Below are 20,515 nucleotides of genomic sequence, written 5' to 3' on the forward strand. Positions count from 1 at the left end.
AATTCACCAAATGTGTACGCGCTTAGCAGGGTCGAGCCACATCTCGTCGCCTTCTTTAACATCGAATGCATTGTAGAACAAGTCAACGTTGCGCGCAATGCCGTTAGTTCGGCACTCTGCAGGGGAGTGTGGGTCGATTTGAAGGTATTGCTCCGCAATCTCGTTACGAGACTTTGAACGCCATACAAGCGCGTAGCTTAGGAAGAATCGTTGCAAAGCAGTGAAGCCATCAATCTTAGGAGCGCTCAGCAAAGTTTCGCGAATCGCATCGTCACTTCCGTCGATTTCTTGTCCCTTGCTCTTTTGCAAAGCAAAAGCGTAGGCTTTAAGAGCAATAGTTACGCCGCTTAAATCACCAATATTCTCGCCGATTGTTAAAGCGCCATTTACGTGAGGCATTGCATCGCGCTCTTCTTTGCTCTTTAAGTGAGAGTATTTAACAATAAGCTGCGTTGGTGTAAAAGCATTGTATTGCTCAATAAGCGCTTTAGTGCGCTCAGTGAAGTTGGTTTTGTCTTCTTCAGTCCACCAATTGTTAAGTACGCCGTCGCCGTCGTATTCGCAACCTTGATCGTCAAAACCGTGGCCGATTTCGTGACCGATTACGGCACCAATAGCGCCGTAGTTTGCTGCGTCTGGAGCACTTGGGCTAAAGAATGGCGGTTGCAAAATCGCAGCTGGGAACACGATTACGTTAAGCAACGGATCGTAGTAAGCGTTTACAGTTTGCGGAGTCATCTGCCATTCTTCGCGATCCACAGGTTCTCCAGCTTTTGCAGTGTACCTACCAAACACAAATCGAGAAACTTCGCGCATATTCTCAATTAAGCCAGCATCTTCCTTAATATTTAGCGCAGAGTAGTCAATCCAATGATTCGTGTAACCAATATTTGGCTCAAACTTGCTAAGCTTTTCCAAAGCCTTTGCTTTAGTTTCCTCGCCAAGCCAGCTGCTGTGAGAAATCGACTCGCGGTAAGCATTAATAAGATTGTCAACTAAGCCTTGCATATACTTTTTAGAAGACTCAGGGAAGTGCAAGCGCACGTATTCGCGGCCAACTTCTTCGCCGCAAGCATCGTCAACAACTCCGATTGCGCGCTTCCAGCGGTCGCGCGGCTTGGTGGCGCCAGAAAGCACTTTACCGTAGAAGTCAAATCGTGCTTGTGCAAAGTCCTCGCTTAACATGCTTGCCCAGCACAAAATCACGTGCACGCGTGCCCAAAGTTTTAAATCTTCTAAGTCGGCTTCTTGCCAAATCTTATTCAATCCTTCTATAAAGCTTGGTTCGTGAACTACTACTTTGCTAAAAGCTTTGCGAAAATCTATTGGCTGATTCTTTGCTTCTTCGGAATCGTCGTATGATTTTTGAGCAGCATCTAAGAAAGCGTCAAGATTCAGAGCTTCAAGCGTTTTTGCCAAATCCGCATAATTGTAAGGATTATAAGTTTTTTGAGAATCGCGTGTTGCTACGTTATCCCAATGGTTGCTTGCGATTTGTGTTTCAACCTTCAAGAAACGTTCCGACTGCTCGCTTGTAGTTGTGGCATCACCGTAGCCAGCTAAGCGCAGCAACTTTGCCACCATTTTTACGTATTCAGCGCGAATTGGAGCGTAATTATCTTCGCGATAGTATGCTTCGTCTGGCAAGCCCAATCCAGCCTGCTCAATATGCATAATATTCGTCTTAGGGTCTTTAGGGTCTCCGCAAACGCCAAAAGCAAACATTGCATTTGGTCCGCCATATGGAGTAAGTGCAGCAATAGTGCGAACTAAGTCTTCTTTGCTAGCAGCCGCATCAACAGCGTCTAAATCGCCCTTAATTGGCGTAATTCCAGCTTTTTCAATAGCTTCAGTATCCAAATAATTGCGGTATAAGATTCGCGACTTTTTGGCTGGGCAATCTTCGCTTTCTAAAATATCTCGAATTTGCGTCTCTGCATCTTCTGCGAGCTTGTAGAAAGCACCATACATTGGCTTATCTTCTGGAAGAGTGTAAGTGTCAATCCAAGGACCGTTCACATAGCGGAACAAATCGTCTTGTGGTCGAGTAACTGAAGAGAAGGAAGCTGGGTCAAAATTTACAGCAGAAATTTCCTTCTGCGATTCCTCATTGTTATTATTATTTTCATTGTTATTATGCATGTGCCTAGATTACAAGTATTAAGCGACATCATTAGCTAGTATTTTCGCCATATTTTGCGCTATTTTCGTGCCTGCGAGTTAGTCTTAAATCATGATTGAACTTAAAACTCCATCCGAAATTGAAGCTATGAAGCCTGCAGGTCGCTTCGTTGGTAGTATTCTTAAAGACTTGAAAGCAATGACAAAAGTTGGCACAAATCTTCTTGAGATCGATGACTTTGTTCGCCAACGCATTATGAGCCGTAAAGGTGCGTCTTCTTGCTATGTTGACTACGCTCCTGATTTTGGAACTGGTCCTTTTGCTCACTACATTTGCACTTCTGTAAACGATGCTGTTCTTCACGGAGTTCCTTTTGACTATAACCTTAAAGACGGCGATTTGTTGACTCTTGACTTAGCAATTAACGTTGATGGTTGGGTTGGAGATTCTGCTATTAGCTTTGTGGTTGGAAAGCATGCGGATCCTGAGGATTTGCGCTTAATTAAGTGCACTGAGGAAGCGCTTGAGGCTGGAATTAACATGGCTCAGCCTGGAAACCGTCTTGGAGATATTTCTGCAGCTGTTGGTTGCGTTGCTCACGAGTATGGTTACAGCGTAAACCTTGAGTTTGGCGGTCACGGAGTCGGTCATATTATGCATGGCGATCCGCACGTTCCTAACGATGGCACTGCTCACCACGGCTATAAGCTTCGCCCAGGTCTTGTTATCGCAATTGAGCCATGGTTCCTAAAGACTACTGACGAAATTTACCAAGATCCAAAGGACGGCTGGACTCTTCGTTCTGCTGATGGTTCTCGCGGTGCACACACTGAGCATACGATTGCAATTACTGAGAATGGTCCAGAGATTTTGACCGTACGCTAAACTTCGAATAGTAAGTGCGTAAAACGAATAATATAAAATATAAAGAGGTACTTTAAGTAAATGGCGGAATTTGATTTTGCCCAAGCGTTAAATGATGTTGAAGCAAAGTATTCTTTGATTTCTAAGGCTTTAGACGTTAATTCGTTGAAGACTGCTATTGCAGATTTAGAAAAGCAGGCTTCGGAGCCTGGGCTTTGGGATGATTCTGAGCATGCGCAGCAGGTTACGAGTAAGCTTTCGGCTGCTCAGTCTCAGTTGAAGCGTTTACAAGCTGTTGAGCAGCGAATTGAAGATACTAAGACTTTGATTGAACTTGGTCAGGAAGAAGAGGATGCTGATTCCATGAGCGAGGCTCAAGAGGAGCTTGGAAATATTGCTCACGAGTTGGACGATATGGAAGTGCAAACTCTTCTTGACGGCGAATACGATGCGCGTGCGGCGGTTGTTACAATCCGTTCTGGTGCGGGTGGTGTGGATGCTGCCGATTTTGCTCAAATGCTTCTTAGAATGTACTTGCGTTGGGCAGAGCGAAACGGCTATAAAACTAAGATGATGGACACGTCTTATGCTGAAGAAGCTGGTATTAAATCCGCCACTTTCCAAGTAGATGCACCATATGCGTATGGTCGCCTTTCTGTAGAAGGCGGCACTCACAGAATGGTTCGTATTTCTCCATTCGACAATCAAGGCAGGCGTCAAACTGGCTTTAGTGCCGTGGAAGTAATTCCTCTTGTTGAAGCTACAGATCATATTGATATTCCAGATTCAGATATTCGAGTGGATACTTTCCAAGCTTCTGGTCCTGGAGGTCAGGGCGTGAACACTACGTATTCTGCTGTGCGAATCACGCATTTGCCAACCGGCTTGGTGGTTTCTATGCAAGATGAGCGTAGTCAGATTCAAAACAGAGCTGCTGCAATGGCGGTTTTGCAATCGCGTTTACTTGTGCTTAAGCATGCTGAGGAAGCAGCGAAAAAGAAGGAACTTGCTGGAGATATTAAGGCAAGTTGGGGAGACCAAATGCGCTCTTACGTGCTTCACCCATACCAGATGGTGAAGGATTTGCGCACTGGCTACGAAACTTCGCAAACTCAGGCTGTTTTTGACGGTGATATTGACGGTTTTATTGAAGCTGGAATTCGATGGAGACACGAACAGAGAGTTGCAGCTAAAAAAGAAGCCGAGGAAAAGTCGCAAGCTTAGTCTGCACTAGGTAAAATTCAAGATAAAAGTCAGAATAAAAATCAAAAATAAAATATAAAATAGTTAAAAACAAAATTAAAGTATATCGTTCAATAGTTCGTAAAGGAAACTGCAGAATATGTCTCTGATTTCACTAGAACATGTGTCGAAGATTTATCCTAAGGGTACGCGCCCTGCTTTGGACGATATTTCTTTAGACGTTAATCGTGGCGACTTCGTGTTTCTTGTTGGAGCGTCTGGATCTGGTAAAACAACTCTTCTAAGCTTGCTGTTGCGTGAAGAGGAGGCAACTAAGGGTGAGATTCACGTTGCTGGCAATGACTTGCGACGCCTTGTGAATCGTCAGGTTCCGCAGTATAGACGCACTCTCGGCTTTATTTTCCAGGATTATAAACTGTTGAATAATAAAACCGTGTATCAGAACGTGGCTTTTGCGCTAGAGGTTATTGGTACGAGTCGTTCTACTATTAAGTCGCTTGTTCCGCGTGTGCTTGAAACAGTTGGCTTAACGGGTAAAGAAAATAATTATCCGCATGAGCTTTCGGGTGGTGAAGCTCAGCGTGTTGCTATTGCGCGCGCGTACGTGAATCATCCGCAAATTCTTCTCGCCGACGAGCCTACTGGTAATTTGGATCCAACTACTTCGCTTGGAATTATGGAAGTTTTGGACGCCATTAATCGTACGGGCACTACAATTGTTATGGCTACGCATAATGAGGAAATTGTTAACTCAATGCGCAAGCGAGTTGTGGAGCTTCATGCTGGAAAGATTGTGCGAGACGAGCGCGAAGGCTCTTATGATTCCGCGCTTTACTTCCCAGACGCAGATGTTGAGCAAAAGTCGAAAGCTCAGCAGGCAGTTGAAGGCGATTCAGGTGTTCGTGCTGTGGCAGATTCTGGCTCTGATAACACTAGTTTTAACTCGTCTTCTGAAGATCCTAAAAATTACAGATTCATGTCTAAACGCGCAAAGCGTGCCGCTCAAGCAAAGCAAGCTATGGATGCTGTTGCGCAAACTTTGCAAAATGGTTCTGAAGATAATGAGGGTATTGCTCGACTTGCGCAATCTGTTCATTCAGGCAGAACGGGTAGATATGGTGAAGTTTTTCAGCCTTTAGAAACAACTATGACTTGGGGGCGTGGTCTTTCGATTCCACCAGCTCCTCCTGTGCAAAAGTCGAATGATGCTGAAGATAAGAACAATTCAGATTTTGCAGATTCTGGCGACTCTTTGGATTTAAGCGAGAATCAAAAAGATAAGAATAATACAGAAAATATTGTCGAAAACGATATTGAAAATTCTGGCGATAATTCTGGTGATAATTCTGTAGATAATTCTGGCAAAGACGTTGACAATACAAGCGAAAACTCAAGCGAAACTGGCGATTATACTGAATCTAAAGAATCCAATGAAAACAGTAAATCTGAAGCCAGTAAAAGCGAAAATCTTAAGAATGAAGGAGACGAGTAATGCGATTGCGGTTCATATTCTCAGAAACGTGGATTAGCTTGCGCAGAAACGTTTCTATGATTGTTTCGGTAATGCTCGTTACCTTCATATCGTTCTTGTTTATAGGCGCATCCGTTCTTATGCAAGCGCAAATCACAAAAGCCAAAGGCGATTGGTATGACAAGGTAGAAGTCGTAGCATGGCTTTGCCCAGACGGTACAAGTCAGTCAGCATCATGTGCTTCTGGAAAAGCTCCTACTAAAGAAGAAATTGTAAAATTAGAGAACATTATTAACCAAGAGTTAGGTGATGATGTTTCGAATATTACTTATGTTAGTAGAAGCGAATTTTACAAGAACACTTTTCTTAAGCAATATCCTAATGGCTTATACCAGGGTCGCACTTTAACAGCTGCCGATATGCAAGATTCTTTGCGACTAAAGCTTACAAATCCAACAAAATATCAGGTTGTTTCAGAAGTTCTTTCTGGCAGAAATGGTGTTGAGGAAGTAGTAGACCAAAGGCAGATTTTTGACCCAGTGTTTAGCGTTTTGAATCATGCTACGGCTGTGACTATTGTGCTTGCTGCAGTTATGGTTGTTGTTGCGATTATGCTAACAGGCACAACTATTCGCATGTCTGCAGCCTCTAGAAAACAAGAGACGGAGATTATGCGACTTGTGGGCGCGTCTAATTGGACTATTCGCATGCCATTTATTTTAGAAGGTGCTTTTGCGTCCCTTATGGGATCTCTGCTATCTGGATGCGCGCTAAGCGTTGTTGTTAAAGTGTTTATTACAGATTGGCTTGCACAAAACGTTCGTTGGATGCCATTTGTGAATCAGACAACTGTTTGGATGACAGTTCCAGTGTTGGTTCTTGGAGCTGTGCTACTTTCGATAGTCGCCTCCGCGGCTGCACTCAGAAGATATCTGCAAGCGTAAATATAAAAGCAAAATTTAAATTATCAATAAATTATGAACATTAAAAAATCATAAATAAAAAATCATAAATAAAAAAATTTTATCGATAATAGAATTTTCAATGTATAATTCGCATTAGTTGTGTTTGAATTTTCTACTTGAAAGGGAAGTAAATATGGAAAGCAAGAAATGCCATGCAAAATATTGTAAGCGCACTGTTGCAAGCGCGATTGCAAGCAGCTTTCTTATGCTTTCCGCTGGTATTACCTTATATGCTTACCAGCCACTACGCGCTGATGCCGTTACCATGCAAGATTACAACAGGAAAGTTCAAAGTAATGCTGCTCTTAAAAAGCGTCTTGCTGGAGTAAATAAACAGCTTGCTGATAAAATTCTAGAGCTTAATGATTTAAACGAGCATCAAATCCCTAATCAAGTCCGTGCTACTCAGCAAGCTCAGGAGCAAGCTCAACAAGCTATGAGTCTTGTTGAATCAACAAATCAGCGTTTGCAATCTGCACAAAAAGACAAACGCGATTTGGAAGAAAAAATCAAGCAGACTGGCGAAGATTTCGATGATGCAAAGGCTGCTGTAGCTCAACTTGCTCGCAAAAGTTTCCATGGCTCCAATGCTTCTAACGTAATGGCAATGGTGACTAATTCCACTACTACTGAGCAGTTTGTTGGAAAACTTCAATCAGAAGCTGCTGTTGCACGTAGCGAAGCAAATGCTGCAAATGATGCTGCTGTGACTTTGAATAATTCTATGAATAGACGTCAGCGCTTAGCTGCTATTGAAACAGAGATTCAAAAGTTAAAAGCAAAAGCTGATTCTGAGGCGCAAAGTGCTCAGGCTGCGGCTAAGGCTGCTAGTGAAAAGCAGCGTTCTCTTCAGTCTTTAAGAGATCAGGGAACTATTCTAAGAAAGCAGTTAGAGAGTCAAAAGAATAGTCTTACTTCTCAAGATGCTCGCGAAGCTGCTGAAATAATTGCTTTGAAGTCACAAATTGACGCTCAAGCTAGGGCTTTAGCTGCTACGGCTGCAGCTCGCATGAATCCTAATAATGGTAATCGTCAACAGCTTAGAGGCGGTGGCAGATGGAATACTCCTTCTTTGCCTGCACTACCGCTTTCTAATGGTGCCGCAAATGGTATGAATTACGCGGTTCCTGGGAATTGTCCTGCTGGTTCTGGCAATTGCTACGGGCATAATACTGGTAACACAGCTGGAGGTTCTGCCTATCCAGCTCGTCAATGCACACTTTGGGCGTATTTGCGCAGATCTCAGCTTGGTCTTCCAGTAGGATCCTTTATGGGTAATGGTGCTGATTGGGCGAATTCTGGGCGTAGACTTGGGTATTTGGTTAACCGCACTCCACACGTTGGCGCTGTTATGGTATTTGCTAGAGGAGCTGCTGGATCAGATCCTACATATGGACATGTTGCTGTTGTTGAACGCGTTAATTCGGACGGTTCGGTACTGATTTCCGAAGGTGGCGTTGGTTTCGCAACATTCCCGTCTTATAGGACTATTCGTAATGCTGGCAATTATGAGTATGTTCACTACTAAATTTTAATTTTTATGATTCGATTTAGGCTGGTGTAATTTGGATAAAAAACCTGGTTCAGATGGTACTTTAACTGTTGCAAGAAATAAAAAAGCAAATCACGACTATGCGATTGAAGATTGCTATGAAGCAGGCATTGCTCTTACTGGCACAGAGGTTAAGTCATTGCGTGAAGGCCGCGCTTCTTTAGCTGAGGCGTTTGTAAATATTGATAGGCGTGGTGAGATTTGGCTAGAAGGCGCAAATATTCCTGAATATTTAAATGGCACGTGGAATAATCATGCTCCTAAACGCAAGCGCAAGTTGCTTCTTCATGCGATTCAAATTGCTAAACTTTCTAGGCAAATTGAAGCTAAAGGTTACACTATTGTGCCTTTGAGGATTTACTTTAAAGGCAGCTACGCTAAAGTTGAGATTGCTTTGGCACGAGGCAAAAAAGAGTACGATAAGCGGCAGGCATTGCGAGAGGAACAAGATAAGCGTGAGGCATTGCGCGCTATGCGATACAAGAATATGCAATCTAGGTGATTTACTGTTTTTTATTTCTTGTTTGCTGTTGAGCGAGGGCTGGGTGTTTCTACGCTCGCGCGGATTAGCCGCGCTCACGCCTTCGCCGCATGTAAAGTCCACTGGACTTTACATTTAAGCGGCTCAGCGAATCGAGGTGACTTCTCGCGCATTATGCAGCTCGAAGTCGTCGATTCGCACAACGCTCTGCCTCTTGCGTGTTGGTTGTTGTTGCGGTTGTTCCGTTTTGGCTTTGATTTTGTTTTTTGTGTTGAGGTTTGTTTGTAGTGGTTGATCATTTGGATTATTTGGTATCGGCTGCCGCTCTTATATTGTTCGACCAAGAATCACCCAGCCCTCTTGCATGCTTGAACAATTGCGTATCGCTAGTCGCCTGAGATTCTCGATTTTTCTTCTTCATTCGATGAATCACCATCGGAGGACTGCGAATCGACTTGCATGAGCGCTTAAAGCGTAGCGCGCGAATGCACTTCGATTCGCTGAGCTTGCTCAAAGTTGAAAGCACAGTGTGCTTTCAACGCAAGCGAAGACGTGAGCGCGCTGTAACGCGCGAGCGATACATCTCATTCAGGGCGAAAAATCTCGAATCTCTACATCGCTTAGTGTAATCGTACAACTTTGTAGTAGGTCTATAAGCGACACGCCGTATATTATTCATTTTTACGAATAATATACGGTTTTTGATTTTGTAATTCGTTATTTTTTGCTGATTTTTAGCATATTCATGTATGGCAATTTATGAATATTCAGTTTTTGCATTTTGATAATCGCAATTTAGTAGCGTTATCGTGTATAGTTATGCATATCACTGTAAATTATAAGTTATTTATTCTTTAAATATTGAATAGGAGAAGGAAATGCTTAAGTCGGATAAGATTTTTAAGTCAATTAAGCCTATTGCAGCAATCGCAACTCTTGCATTAATTGGATGCACTTGCGCGTGCGGTCCAGCTGATTCTAAAGCAGCAGATCCAGATGTGGCACGCAGCTACGATGTAAGCAAAGTTCAAAAAGATGAAGAGATTGCAAAGCTCGTTCCAGAAAGCGTTGCAAAAACTGGCGAATTAACAGTCGGTGTAAACGTTAGCTATGCTCCAGCAGAGTTCTTCGCTGCAGATGGAAAAACCCCAGTCGGCTACGAAATCGATTTTTCTAAAGCTTTAGCAAAATTGATGGGCTTAAAAGCGAAGATTATGCATGCTCAGTTTGATTCCATTATTCCAGCAATCGGAAGCAAGTATAACGTTGGAATCTCTGGTTTTACTGTAAACGCTGAACGTATGAAGTCCGTTGACTTCGTGACGTACGCAAACGCTGGCTTATCTTTTGAAGTTCGCAAAGGAAACCCAACTAAGGTAGATCCAAAGAATCTTTGCGGCAAAAAAGTTACATTAGAAACAGGCACTGTTGGCGAGCCAATTATGGAAGAAGCCAAAAAGCAGTGCAAGGCAAATAACGATAAGCCACTAGAAATCATGAGCTTTAAAGAGCAGACAGATGCTACTACAGCATTACTCTCTGGTCGCGCAGACGTTATGTATGCTGACACTCCTGTAGCTGGTTATGCTGCAATAAAGAACGATGGAAAGCTAGAGATTCTTGAAAGCAGCAATGATTCCGAGCCAATGGGAGCGGCGGTTAAAAAGGGCGACGCTAAGATGTTAAAGCTCATTAAGGCTGCAATCGATAAGCTTATGAAGAATGGCGTTTATAATGACATTCTAAAGAAGTGGGGTGTTGAAAACGTTGCCATTAAGGAAGCGCAAGTAAATCCAGAAGTTTGATCTTAAATTTGGCGTGCGTTTGTAGCTATTAGTATAGTGAAAATCGCACGCCTTATTTGTATTTAATATATTTGTGCATCGCAAGTGCGTTAATTACTAGTTAATAATCCGCTAGTTATTATTCACATATGTGACAATTTAAAATGTTAATGGAGAAAATATGTTTAACAATGCGAGTAAGAAGCTTTCGCAAAACTCTGATGGTGATCGGATTCTACCAGTAAAGAACCCTGGACCGATTGTAGCTGGCGTAATAGTAGCAATAATCGCCTGCTCTTTAATTTATTCAATTATCACAAATCCGCGATTTGAGTGGAATGTTGTAGGCATATATCTAATAAGCGACAATGTTCTTACAGGCATTGCTTGGACGCTAATACTCACATTCTTGTCTATGATTATTGCAATCGTTCTTGCTATAGGATTAGCAATGATGCGTAAGTCTGTAAACCCTGTTCTTCGAGCCGTAAGCTGGTTCTTTATTTGGTTCTTTAGGGGTACTCCAGTTTATACGCAGCTAGTATTTTGGGGAATGTTTGCTGTACTTGTTCCTAAGTTGAGTATGGGCATTCCGTTTACATCCGTTGAGTTTTTCTCCATTGATTCCAACGTTGTTATGACTTCTTTAAACGCTGCAGTTATTGGATTGTCTCTTAATGAGGCTGCATATTTGTCGGAGATTGTTCGTGCTGGTTTAGAAGCTGTGGATGCTGGTCAGGCTGAGGCGGCTCAAGCTCTTGGCATGGGCAGGTCTTTGACTATGCGCAGGGTTGTTTTGCCTCAGGCTATGCGTATTATCGTTCCACCTTTGGGCAATGAGACTATTGGTATGCTTAAAACTACGTCTTTGGTTTTAGCTGTGCCTTTTACCTTAGAGCTTCAGTTTGCCACAAATGCTGTAGCAAATCGTATTTATAAGCCGATTCCGTTGCTTATAGTTGCTAGCATTTGGTATTTAATTATTACGTCTATTTTGATGGTTTTTCAAGTTATGTTAGAAAAGCATTTTGGTAAAGGATTTGAAGCAAAAGACATTGTAAACAATGCTCAAATTAACTCTAATGCTGCAAAACGTGGAGATAATGCTATTAAAGCGAATAGTGACGCTGTAAAGGGTCGCAATAATGCAACAATGTTAGGTTTTAACGCATAAACATATAACGCATAAACCGCGTCAAAATTACAAATTTTATATAATCGTAATTAGATTTGAGGAAAAATGACTGATATTTTAACGGTTGATACACAAAACCAAAATGTTACTAAAAGTGATACTCCAGCAGTAGTCATAAAGGATTTACACAAGTCCTTCGGTAATCTTCAAGTCCTTAAGGGAGTTGACATGACTGTTAATCCAGGAAGTGTAACAGTCATACTCGGTCCTTCTGGAAGTGGAAAATCAACCCTATTGCGATTGATAAATCAGCTAGAAAAAATTACGTCTGGTAAAATCACAATTTATGGCGAGCGCATTGGCGTAAAAACCGTTATACATAAAGGTAAAGAAGCATTGCAAGCGTTAAACGACAAAGAAATTGCAGAGCAACGCGCAAAGCTTGGAATGGTGTTCCAACGTTTTAATTTGTTCCCGCATATGACGGCTATTGAAAACGTTATGGAAGCGCCAGTTCATGTTTTACACATGGACAAAACCGCTGCACGCGATTTAGCAATTAAAGAACTTGAACGTGTTGGAATGGCAGACCGCGTAGACCATTATCCTTCCCAGCTTTCGGGTGGTCAGCAGCAGCGAGTTGCCATTGCGCGCGCGCTTGCGATGAAACCAGAAATAATGCTTTTTGACGAGCCTACGTCTGCATTAGACCCAGAACTAGTTGGTGAAGTGCTTAACGTTATGCGCGATTTAGCTAATGACGGAATGACAATGATTGTTGTAACTCACGAGATTGGCTTTGCACGAGAAGTTGCAGATCAAGTTGTGTTCATGGATGGCGGAAAAGTTGTTGAATGTGGTACTTCAGGAATCATAGATTGCCCACAAACAGAAAGATTTAAAGATTTTCTACATCACGTTTTATAAGTGTTTTGCAAGTCTTTTGCAAGTGTTTTTCGCGTATTTTAATAAGATTTTTGCATATTTTCGACATGTGTAGAAACACGCACACTTTATAACGTACAATAGAAAATTATGTGTGGCATTGTAGGATATGCAGGTTTTGGCACAGTTTGCTCAAAGCCTCTAGAAGTTTGCTTAAATGGGTTAGAACGCTTAGAATATCGCGGATATGATTCATCTGGAGTAGCGCTTGCTGCTCCAGGAATGGATTCTATATGCGTACGCAAAAAAGCTGGTCGCTTAGCTGTTTTAAGAAAAGATATAGAAGCTAATCCAATGCCAGAAGCGAGCGTGGCAATCGGACACACTCGATGGGCTACGAATGGTGCTCCTTGTGATTTAAACGCGCATCCGCATACTAGTGCTGACGGAAAAATCGCCCTTATCCACAACGGTATTATTGAAAACGCTATTAGTCTTAAAGAACAAATGCAAAAAGAAGGCATAGAGTTTTCGTCTCAAACAGATACGGAAGTTGCAGCAAAAGCGCTTGGAAAAATCGCGAATCAAATAATTGAAGAAACTGATAAACCAGATCTTTTTGAAGCAATAAGACGAGTTGCAAAAATTCTTAGAGGAGCTTTTACGCTACTTGCAGTGGATGTTAGACAGCCTGGTATTGTTGCCGCTGTTCGTCACGATTCGCCACTTGTAGTAGGTGTTTCAGATAATGAGTATTTCTTGGGATCTGATGTTGCAGCTTTTGTAGAATACACGGATAAAGTGCTTGAAGTTGGTCAAGATCAAGCTGTTTTAATCGGAGATATAGAAGGAAACAAAAAAGCAGAGCTTCTTCTTACAGATTTTGACGGCAACGAGATTAAAAACCCTAGTTGTTTTACAGTAGACTGGGACGCTTCTGCGGTAGAAAAAGGCGGATGGGATTCCTTTATGGATAAGGAAATCCACGAAGATCCGCATGCTGTAGCTGATACTTTACGAGGACGATTTGACGCAAAAGGGAACATTATTCTTGACGAAGTTAGGATTAGTCAAGATATTTTGCGATCAATCGACAAGATAATAGTTGTGGCTTGTGGAACAGCAAGCTACGCTGGATTAGTTGCAAAATATGCGATTGAACATTGGGTGCGCGTGCCAGTAGAAGTGGAGTTGGCTCACGAATTTAGGTACAGGGACCCGATTTTAACGCATAGAACGCTTGTTGTCGCAATTTCCCAATCTGGCGAAACAATGGACACGCTAATGGCATTGAGGCACGCGCGTGAGCAGGGTAGTCGCGTGCTGGCAATATGCAATACTCAAGGTTCTAGTATTCCGCGCGAATCTGATGCTGTACTTTACACACACGCAGGTCCAGAAATCGCAGTTGCTTCTACAAAAGCCTTTGTTGCGCAAATCGTAGCAGCATACATGCTTGGGCTTTATTTGGCTCAAGTCAAGGGAACAATGTACAGGGATGAAATCCAGCAGATTGTGTCTCAGCTTAAAGAAATGCCAGATAAAATCCAAAACGTTTTAGATACGCAAGCTGATCCGATTATGCAAGCCGCAAAGCAAACAATAGATGCAAAATCCTTCTTGTTCCTTGGAAGACACGTTGGTTACCCAGTTGCATTAGAAGGTGCGCTAAAACTAAAAGAGATTGCATACACGTTTACAGAAGGCTTTGCGGCAGGAGAGCTAAAACACGGCCCGATAGCTCTAGTAGATAAAGGTGAGCCAGTTGTTGTTATAGTGCCATCTTCTAGAGGCAGAGATGTTTTGCACGCTAAAGTGATCTCGGGAATCGAAGAAGTTAAGGCTCGCGGAGCGTTTACAATAGCGGTTGCAGAAGATGGCGATCCAGACGCTGAGCGTTACGCAGATATTGTGTTCTGGCGCCCTAAATGCCCAACATTGTTAAGTCCTTTAGTAGATGTTGTAGCATTACAACTTTTTGCTATGAATATGGCAAAGCTTAAAGGCTACGATGTTGACAAGCCTAGGAATCTTGCAAAATCTGTAACTGTAGAATAGCAGTGAATATTATGTGTGCAAGAAGCCCGCAGAAAAGTCGCAAGCAGAACTTTGGTTGTTTTGTTAGGCGTAATATAAATCGTAATATAAATCGCGTTTTAACTCATACAATAAAACGCTTAATTTGTGCGATTATATGCGTTTTTATTGTTGCTTTTTGTGCGTCATGCGGATCTGTTGATTCTAGAACAAAAATCACAGTATGGTCTTGGGAACCAAGCATGAAGCGGATTGCGGCAGATTTTGAGAAACAAAATCCTGATATTCGAGTTAGCGTTAAAGATACAAGCGGATACAACAATCTTAACAGTGCCATACAAGATGGTTACGGTATGCCAGATGTTGCTCAGCTTGAATACCACGCTTTGCCACAATACGCGGTTAGCGGACAACTTTTGGATATTACAAATCGTGTTCAAGGAACTCAAACATTTTATACTCCAGGCACATGGTCTTCTGTTCAATTAGGAGGACGAGTTTATGGATTGCCAATGGATTCAGGGCCTTTAGCATGGTTTTATAATCAAGACGTATTCAACCAAGCAGGTGTGGATGCTACGCAAATTCACACCTGGAAGGATTATCTACATGCTGCAAGAAAATTAAAAAATATTGGCGTTTATATTGCTGCAGATTCTGGAGATGCTAGTTTTTATAACGCTATGATTTGGCTTGCAGGAGGAAGACCTTTTATAACTTCTCACGATGGTAAAACCGTTACAGTTCGCCTAAGTAAAGACAAAGGAACAAAAGACTTTACCAAATTCTGGCAGTCAATGATTGACGAAGATTTGGTTGATACAAGACTAACAACTTGGACTCCAGCTTGGAAAAGTGCAGTCGGTTCTGGCAGTGTTGCATCTGTTTTTGCCGGAGCATGGATGACATCGCTTCTTATGCATGATATTCCAGGCGGAGCAGGATTGTGGCGCGTGGCGAGAGTTCCAACTATGAATGGAAACAATGATAATGCGCAAATGGGAGGATCTGCTCTAAGCGTACTTCAATCTAGTCGAAAGCCTGAAGCCGCAATGCGTTTTGTGAATTTTGTATGCCATGATCAGACTGGTATTAAAGAAAGAGTTTTATCTGGAGCATTCCCAGCAGACGTTGTGACTCTTCGAGACAAATCATTTCTAAACAAAACAATGGTTCGTGATTCTCGCGGAATCGATGTGCCATATTTCGGAGGACAACAATTCAACCGTATTTTTGCAGATGCAGCAAATCATGTAGATACAGGTTACAAATATTTGCCGTTTGAAGTATATTCTCGTAGCGATTTTCGTTTCACAGTCGGTTTAGCTTATGATTGGAACAGAAAATCAAGAGCACGTTTAACAGTGCAGTCGATGATTGATGCAGGTATTAAACAAGACGATGGCAAAGACCTTCAACTTCCAGACGACCCTGGTCCCAAAATTCGTCTTAAAGACGGAATTGCTCTTTGGAAAAAAGATTTGAAAGAATACGGGTATAATCAGGGTTTTGTTGTGCGCTAGACTTATGAACTTTAGATCTGTAATCCAAAGGAAAAGTCGCTAGCAACCGATCGTTCGTCTATAAATCTCGTACATTCCCTTAAAAATCAAATTTGAATCGTAATAATCAATAGAGTCAACGTCTTTTTCAAAAAGTCGCCCCAAGCCTCCTGTAGCAACAACCTTAAAAGGCTCATTTATCTCTATTTTGAACTGCTCAATTGTGCGCTCAATTCCACCCAAGAAGCTGTAATACAATCCAGCTTGCATAGCAGGACGAGTTGATTTTGCAAGAACGGATTTAGGGCGAGAAATCTCAACTTCTGGAAGCTGAGCGGTATTGTCCCATAGAGCTGCCGCAGCCGCACTAATTCCCGTGCAAATAAGTCCACAAGTAATTGCGCCGCTTTTATCAACATAGTTATAAGTGGTAGCTGTGCCAAAATCTATAACTAATACGGGGCCGCCGTATTCGTAAAACGCACCAACACAATCCGCTAAGCAGTCTGCTCCCAAAGAGCGTGGCTCGTCGATGCGAATATTTACGCCAGTTTTTACGCCAGGGCCTACAATCATAGGGTCGATTTGCAAAAACTTAACAATGCTTGCGCGGAACGAGTGCATAACTTTTGGGACAACCGAAGCAACGATAACATCTTCAACATCGTTTACGCTAAAACCGCTAAGATTTAAGAATTGCGTAATCATAATGCCGTATTCGTCGGAAGTGTGATTTGCTTTTGTAGTCATTCTATACGTGCCAACAATCTTGCCGTTCTCCAAGAATCCAAGCACAATATTCGTGTTTCCAATATCGACTGCTAAAAGCATATTCGCCTCCGTTGTGTTTGTGTGTTGCCAAACTTAAGTATGCGCATCTTTAGAGCAATACTACATTAATGCTAAGTCCGTTGCGGGCAATTTGATTGTTTGTGCTTGCTGTTTTAGGAAATCACAATCAAAGTGTAGCGGTGTAGAAGAGTAGGTGATAAAGTCGAAAACAATGGCAGCGAGGCTAGAAAGGAAATGTAAATGATAAATCGTCAAGCAATATTGCACCGACCACTTTCACAATATGCGTATTCTACGGCAGAATATTGTTTAACAATTCGCTTGCGTGCAGCAAAGAATAATCTTTGTTCATGCGTTTTGCATTACGGAAATCGCGTTGATTTGACTCCGTTAGATAAGTTCCGCACGTTGAAAATGGAAAAGATTGCAAGCGACGATTACTTTGACTACTATGAAGCAAACATAAACAGCGATTTAGATAGAGTTTGTTATTACTTTGAGATGCAAGATGTGGATGAGCGCTTGTATTTGTACGCCGATACTATTGCGACTGATTTTCCAGAAGATCGTACAGAAGTCTACCAGTTCCCATTTATTCGCCGCGAGGAGATTAGCGACGTTCCTAATTGGCTTAAAGAGGCTGTTGTTTATAACATTTTCCCAGATAGTTTTGCAGATTCTAAACGTGGCATAAGTTGCGAGGCAAAAGATTATTTTGATGAGAAAACTGGCCAAACTTTACACACTCGTTTGGGTGGAACAATTAGAGGAATAATCGAAAATCTTGATTATATTGAGGATTTGGGCTTTAATTGCCTGTATTTGAATCCTATTTTTAAAGCTGCAGAATACCATCGTTACGATCTTCTTGACTATTACCACGTTTGCCCTAATTTAGGAACGGACGACGATTTTAGGGAGCTTGTTAGCGAGGTTCATAATCGCGGCATGCACATAATTATTGACGGCGTTTTTAATCATTCTAGTTGGTATTTCTTCGCGTTTGACGATGTTGTTAAAAATGGTGAAAATTCGCGATACAAGGATTGGTTCTATGGATTAAAGTTCCCTGTTGTGCGCCCTCAAGATGGTCAGCGCCCAAACTATACGTGTTTTGCGTATGAGCGTAAAATGCCAAAGCTCAATACTTCTAATCCCGAAGTTCGCGACTATTTTATGGACGTTTGCCGCTATTGGCTTGAAGATTTTGATGTTGACGGTTGGCGTTTGGATGTTGCTAATGAGGTTGATAAAGACTTTTGGCGTGCCTTCCGCGCCGTTGCTAAAAAGACTAAAAAAGATAGTGTGCTAATTGCGGAGATTTGGGAGAATTCTGAGCGTTGGCTGCAGGGAGACATGTTTGACTCCACTATGAACTACGAGTTCCGCAAAGTTTGCCGCGATTTCTTTGCTTTTGGCAAGATTAATGCGCGCGAGTTTAATAGTCGATTTGTGGATATGCTTTTAAGATACCCATTCCCGATTGTTCAGGGTCAGTTGAATTTGCTTGATAGCCATGACGTTAGTCGCTTTAGGAGCTTGTGCACTCAAAGCCCTTCGGTTGCTGGCGACTTTTCTACGGTGGATAAGCGATTCCGCTTGGCTGAACTTTGTTTGCTTACATCTGTTGGAACTCCAAGCGTGTTCTACGGTGATGAGCTTGGTGTAGTTGGTTTTGAAGAGTGTGATTATCGCGCACCTATGCCTTGGGCAAATCCTGTAAAGGATAATCGTGATTTGTTCCGCGAACTTATAAAATTACGTAGAAGCAACGATTGCTTTATTCATGGCAATTTTAGGGTTCTTGACTATGATGAGCGCGGAAAGTTTGTGTTTGCTCGAGCAACTGATTCTAAGCGTGTTGTTGTGGCTTTAAATGCGTTCAATGAATCTAATGATTCGTTTAGTGCTTTGCCTGATTGTGAGCCGATTATTAGCTACAATTATGATGCTCAAAATCATGCTCTTGGAGCCTTTGGATACGCGATTTTTGAGGTAAAATAGCGGTTTAATGGCGTTTTAATAGTGTTTTAATCATAAAAGTGGCACTTAAACAAGTGATTTAAGTGCCACATTTATTTACAAATCTAAGATATTTACAAATCTAAGAAGAGCTGATGGATTCTAGTGTCTTCGTCAAGCTCTGGGTGGAAAGCTGTTCCGATTTGATTTCCTTGACGAGCAGCCACAACGTTGCCATCTACTGTTGCAAGAGTTTCGGCATTCGACCCAACTTGTGCAATATAAGGCGCGCGAATAAACGTCATTGGAACGGCTCCAAGATTTCCAAACTCAGATTCGCAATGGAAGCTTCCAAGCTGGCGGCCGTAAGCGTTGCGCTTAACGGTTACATCGAGCGTGCCAAATCCGCTAACTTCGTTACCTTCCACGTTTTTTGCAAGCAAAATCAAGCCTGCACAAGTGCCAAGAACAGGCATTCCGTTTGCAATTCTCTCGCGCAAAGGTTCGAGCATATTTTGCTCTTTAAGAAGCTTAGTTTGCACAGTGCTTTCGCCGCCAGGCAAAACAAGGCGGTCAAAAGATTGCTCTAAATCGCGTGCTTGACGAAGCTCAATAACGCGCGCACCCAGTTTTTCTAGCATTAAGCGATGCTCAAGAAAAGCTCCTTGAACAGCTAAAACTGCTACAGTGTGCGCGCAGCTAGAAGTAGTAGTAGGTGAGTCTGCCAAAATCATTCGCCTCAATCACTCGCCGCGATTAGCCATTAAAAGCTTGATTTCCTGCTCGTTAATGCCAACCATTGCTTCGCCTAAATTCTCGGAAAGCTTAGCAATCATTTTAGCGTCCTTGTAGTTAGTCACAGCTTTAACGATTGCAGCAGCGCGCTTTGCTGGGTCTCCAGACTTAAAGATGCCGGAGCCAACGAACACGCCTTCAGCACCAAGCTGCATCATTAAAGCAGCATCTGCAGGGGTAGCAACACCGCCAGCAGCGAAGTTAACAACAGGAAGCTTGCCGTTTTGTGCAACGTACTTTACGAGATCGAAAGGCACGCGCAAAGTCTTAGCTTCCTCAAAAAGCTCATCCTCGCGCATGCTTGTAAGCTTACGAATTGCGGAATTCATCATGCGCATGTGGCGCACAGCTTGAATAACGTCGCCAGTTCCAGGCTCACCCTTAGTACGAATCATGGAAGCGCCTTCGTTAATCCTGCGCAAAGCCTCACCCAAATCCTTAGCGCCGCAAACGAAAGGCACAGCAAAATCGCGCTTATTGATGTGGTAAACATCATCAGCTGGGCTAAGCACTTCGCTTTCGTCAATGTAATCAATCTCAATAGCCTCAAGTACCTGCGCTTCAACAAAGTGACCGATACGGCATTTTGCCATAACAGGAATAGACACAGCTTCTTGAATTCCGTGAATCATAGCTGGATCGCTCATTCTAGAAACTCCGCCAGCTGCGCGAATATCAGCAGGAATACGCTCCAAAGCCATAACTGCGCAAGCTCCAGAATCTTCAGCAATTCGTGCCTGCTCTGGAGTAGTAACGTCCATAATTACGCCGCCTTTAAGCATTTGTGCAAGCTGGCGATTTAGAGCAGTGCGGTCCTCGCTGCCTTTATTCTGCGGATCCGAGGATTCGTTCACGGTTACTGTAGTATTCAGGTTCTCAGCCATTATTCCTCGCTTTTTACTAAACCTATTAAACGCATTTTTATGTTGTACAGTGTTATACTACACATTTTCATGCATCTATTA

Annotated in this window: 16 protein-coding genes; 12 read left to right on the forward strand and 4 right to left on the reverse strand. The window is 42.5% G+C overall.

The genetic code is table 11. The annotated features are described in order from the left end of the window. Window positions 1-3 precede the first annotated feature (3 nt). Window positions 4-2,142 (reverse strand): M13 family metallopeptidase, encoded by a 2,139-nt coding sequence (locus ACJV45_RS02495; RefSeq protein WP_419397581.1) that lies wholly within the window; start codon window positions 2,140-2,142, stop codon window positions 4-6. A gap of 91 nt (window positions 2,143-2,233) precedes the next feature. On the opposite strand from ACJV45_RS02495, the gene map reads away from it, so the two are divergent. The 11 genes from map (at window position 2,234) to ACJV45_RS02550 (ending at window position 16,022) form a co-directional block, all read left to right on the forward strand. Then, entirely contained in the window at window positions 2,234-3,007 is a 774-nt protein-coding gene (map, locus tag ACJV45_RS02500; RefSeq protein WP_004107450.1) for a type I methionyl aminopeptidase, read from the forward strand. Between the two features lie 60 nt (window positions 3,008-3,067). Next, entirely contained in the window at window positions 3,068-4,210 is a 1,143-nt protein-coding gene (gene prfB / locus ACJV45_RS02505; RefSeq protein ID WP_004113494.1) for a peptide chain release factor 2, read from the forward strand. A 118-nt stretch (window positions 4,211-4,328) separates the two neighbouring features. Further along, window positions 4,329-5,681, forward strand: coding sequence for a cell division ATP-binding protein FtsE (gene ftsE, locus ACJV45_RS02510; protein ID WP_419397582.1), 1,353 nt, complete (start codon window positions 4,329-4,331; stop codon window positions 5,679-5,681). Beyond that, the gene (gene ftsX, locus ACJV45_RS02515) at window positions 5,681-6,604 is read left to right on the forward strand and encodes a permease-like cell division protein FtsX (RefSeq protein ID WP_004120862.1); all 924 of its coding nucleotides are present in this window, start codon (window positions 5,681-5,683) and stop codon (window positions 6,602-6,604) included. The genes ftsE and ftsX overlap by 1 nt, the downstream gene beginning before the upstream one ends. A gap of 154 nt (window positions 6,605-6,758) precedes the next feature. Beyond that, window positions 6,759-8,153 (forward strand): CHAP domain-containing protein, encoded by a 1,395-nt coding sequence (locus ACJV45_RS02520; protein ID WP_004126147.1) that lies wholly within the window; start codon window positions 6,759-6,761, stop codon window positions 8,151-8,153. Window positions 8,154-8,190: 37 nt separating this feature from the next. Then, window positions 8,191-8,679: an SsrA-binding protein SmpB gene (gene smpB / locus ACJV45_RS02525; RefSeq protein ID WP_004113499.1), complete on the forward strand. Its 489-nt coding sequence runs from the start codon at window positions 8,191-8,193 to the stop codon at window positions 8,677-8,679. An 857-nt stretch (window positions 8,680-9,536) separates the two neighbouring features. Continuing rightward, window positions 9,537-10,463, forward strand: a complete 927-nt coding sequence (locus ACJV45_RS02530; RefSeq protein WP_004120854.1) for an ABC transporter substrate-binding protein — start codon at window positions 9,537-9,539, stop codon at window positions 10,461-10,463. A gap of 160 nt (window positions 10,464-10,623) precedes the next feature. Continuing rightward, on the forward strand, window positions 10,624-11,616 hold the full coding sequence (locus ACJV45_RS02535; RefSeq protein ID WP_419397583.1) for an amino acid ABC transporter permease: 993 nt from the start codon (window positions 10,624-10,626) through the stop codon (window positions 11,614-11,616). 66 nt (window positions 11,617-11,682) lie between these two features. After that, the gene (locus tag ACJV45_RS02540) at window positions 11,683-12,504 is read left to right on the forward strand and encodes an amino acid ABC transporter ATP-binding protein (protein WP_016816803.1); all 822 of its coding nucleotides are present in this window, start codon (window positions 11,683-11,685) and stop codon (window positions 12,502-12,504) included. A 108-nt stretch (window positions 12,505-12,612) separates the two neighbouring features. Then, the gene (glmS, locus tag ACJV45_RS02545) at window positions 12,613-14,520 is read left to right on the forward strand and encodes a glutamine--fructose-6-phosphate transaminase (isomerizing) (RefSeq protein ID WP_419397584.1); all 1,908 of its coding nucleotides are present in this window, start codon (window positions 12,613-12,615) and stop codon (window positions 14,518-14,520) included. Between the two features lie 11 nt (window positions 14,521-14,531). Next, the gene (locus tag ACJV45_RS02550) at window positions 14,532-16,022 is read left to right on the forward strand and encodes an ABC transporter substrate-binding protein (RefSeq protein ID WP_419397585.1); all 1,491 of its coding nucleotides are present in this window, start codon (window positions 14,532-14,534) and stop codon (window positions 16,020-16,022) included. Between the two features lie 39 nt (window positions 16,023-16,061). Here the strand turns inward: ACJV45_RS02550 and ACJV45_RS02555 are convergent, their stop codons facing one another. Next, window positions 16,062-16,832, reverse strand: coding sequence for a type III pantothenate kinase (locus ACJV45_RS02555; RefSeq protein WP_019261249.1), 771 nt, complete (start codon window positions 16,830-16,832; stop codon window positions 16,062-16,064). A 201-nt stretch (window positions 16,833-17,033) separates the two neighbouring features. Here ACJV45_RS02555 and ACJV45_RS02560 point away from each other — a divergent pair, with 201 nt between their 5' ends. Beyond that, a complete protein-coding gene (locus ACJV45_RS02560) occupies window positions 17,034-18,797 on the forward strand; it encodes a glycoside hydrolase family 13 protein (protein WP_419397586.1) in 1,764 nt (587 codons plus the stop codon). Window positions 18,798-18,889: 92 nt separating this feature from the next. Here the strand turns inward: ACJV45_RS02560 and pdxT are convergent, their stop codons facing one another. Together pdxT and pdxS are read right to left on the reverse strand one after the other, a co-directional pair. Next, window positions 18,890-19,489, reverse strand: coding sequence for a pyridoxal 5'-phosphate synthase glutaminase subunit PdxT (gene pdxT / locus ACJV45_RS02565; protein ID WP_004126125.1), 600 nt, complete (start codon window positions 19,487-19,489; stop codon window positions 18,890-18,892). 9 nt (window positions 19,490-19,498) lie between these two features. After that, window positions 19,499-20,434, reverse strand: coding sequence for a pyridoxal 5'-phosphate synthase lyase subunit PdxS (pdxS, locus tag ACJV45_RS02570; RefSeq protein ID WP_004126122.1), 936 nt, complete (start codon window positions 20,432-20,434; stop codon window positions 19,499-19,501). Window positions 20,435-20,515 lie beyond the last annotated feature (81 nt).

Origin of the sequence: Gardnerella lacydonensis, assembly GCF_048545055.1 — a bacterium.
GTDB classification, from domain to species: Bacteria; Actinomycetota; Actinomycetes; order Actinomycetales; family Bifidobacteriaceae; genus Bifidobacterium; species Bifidobacterium vaginale_C.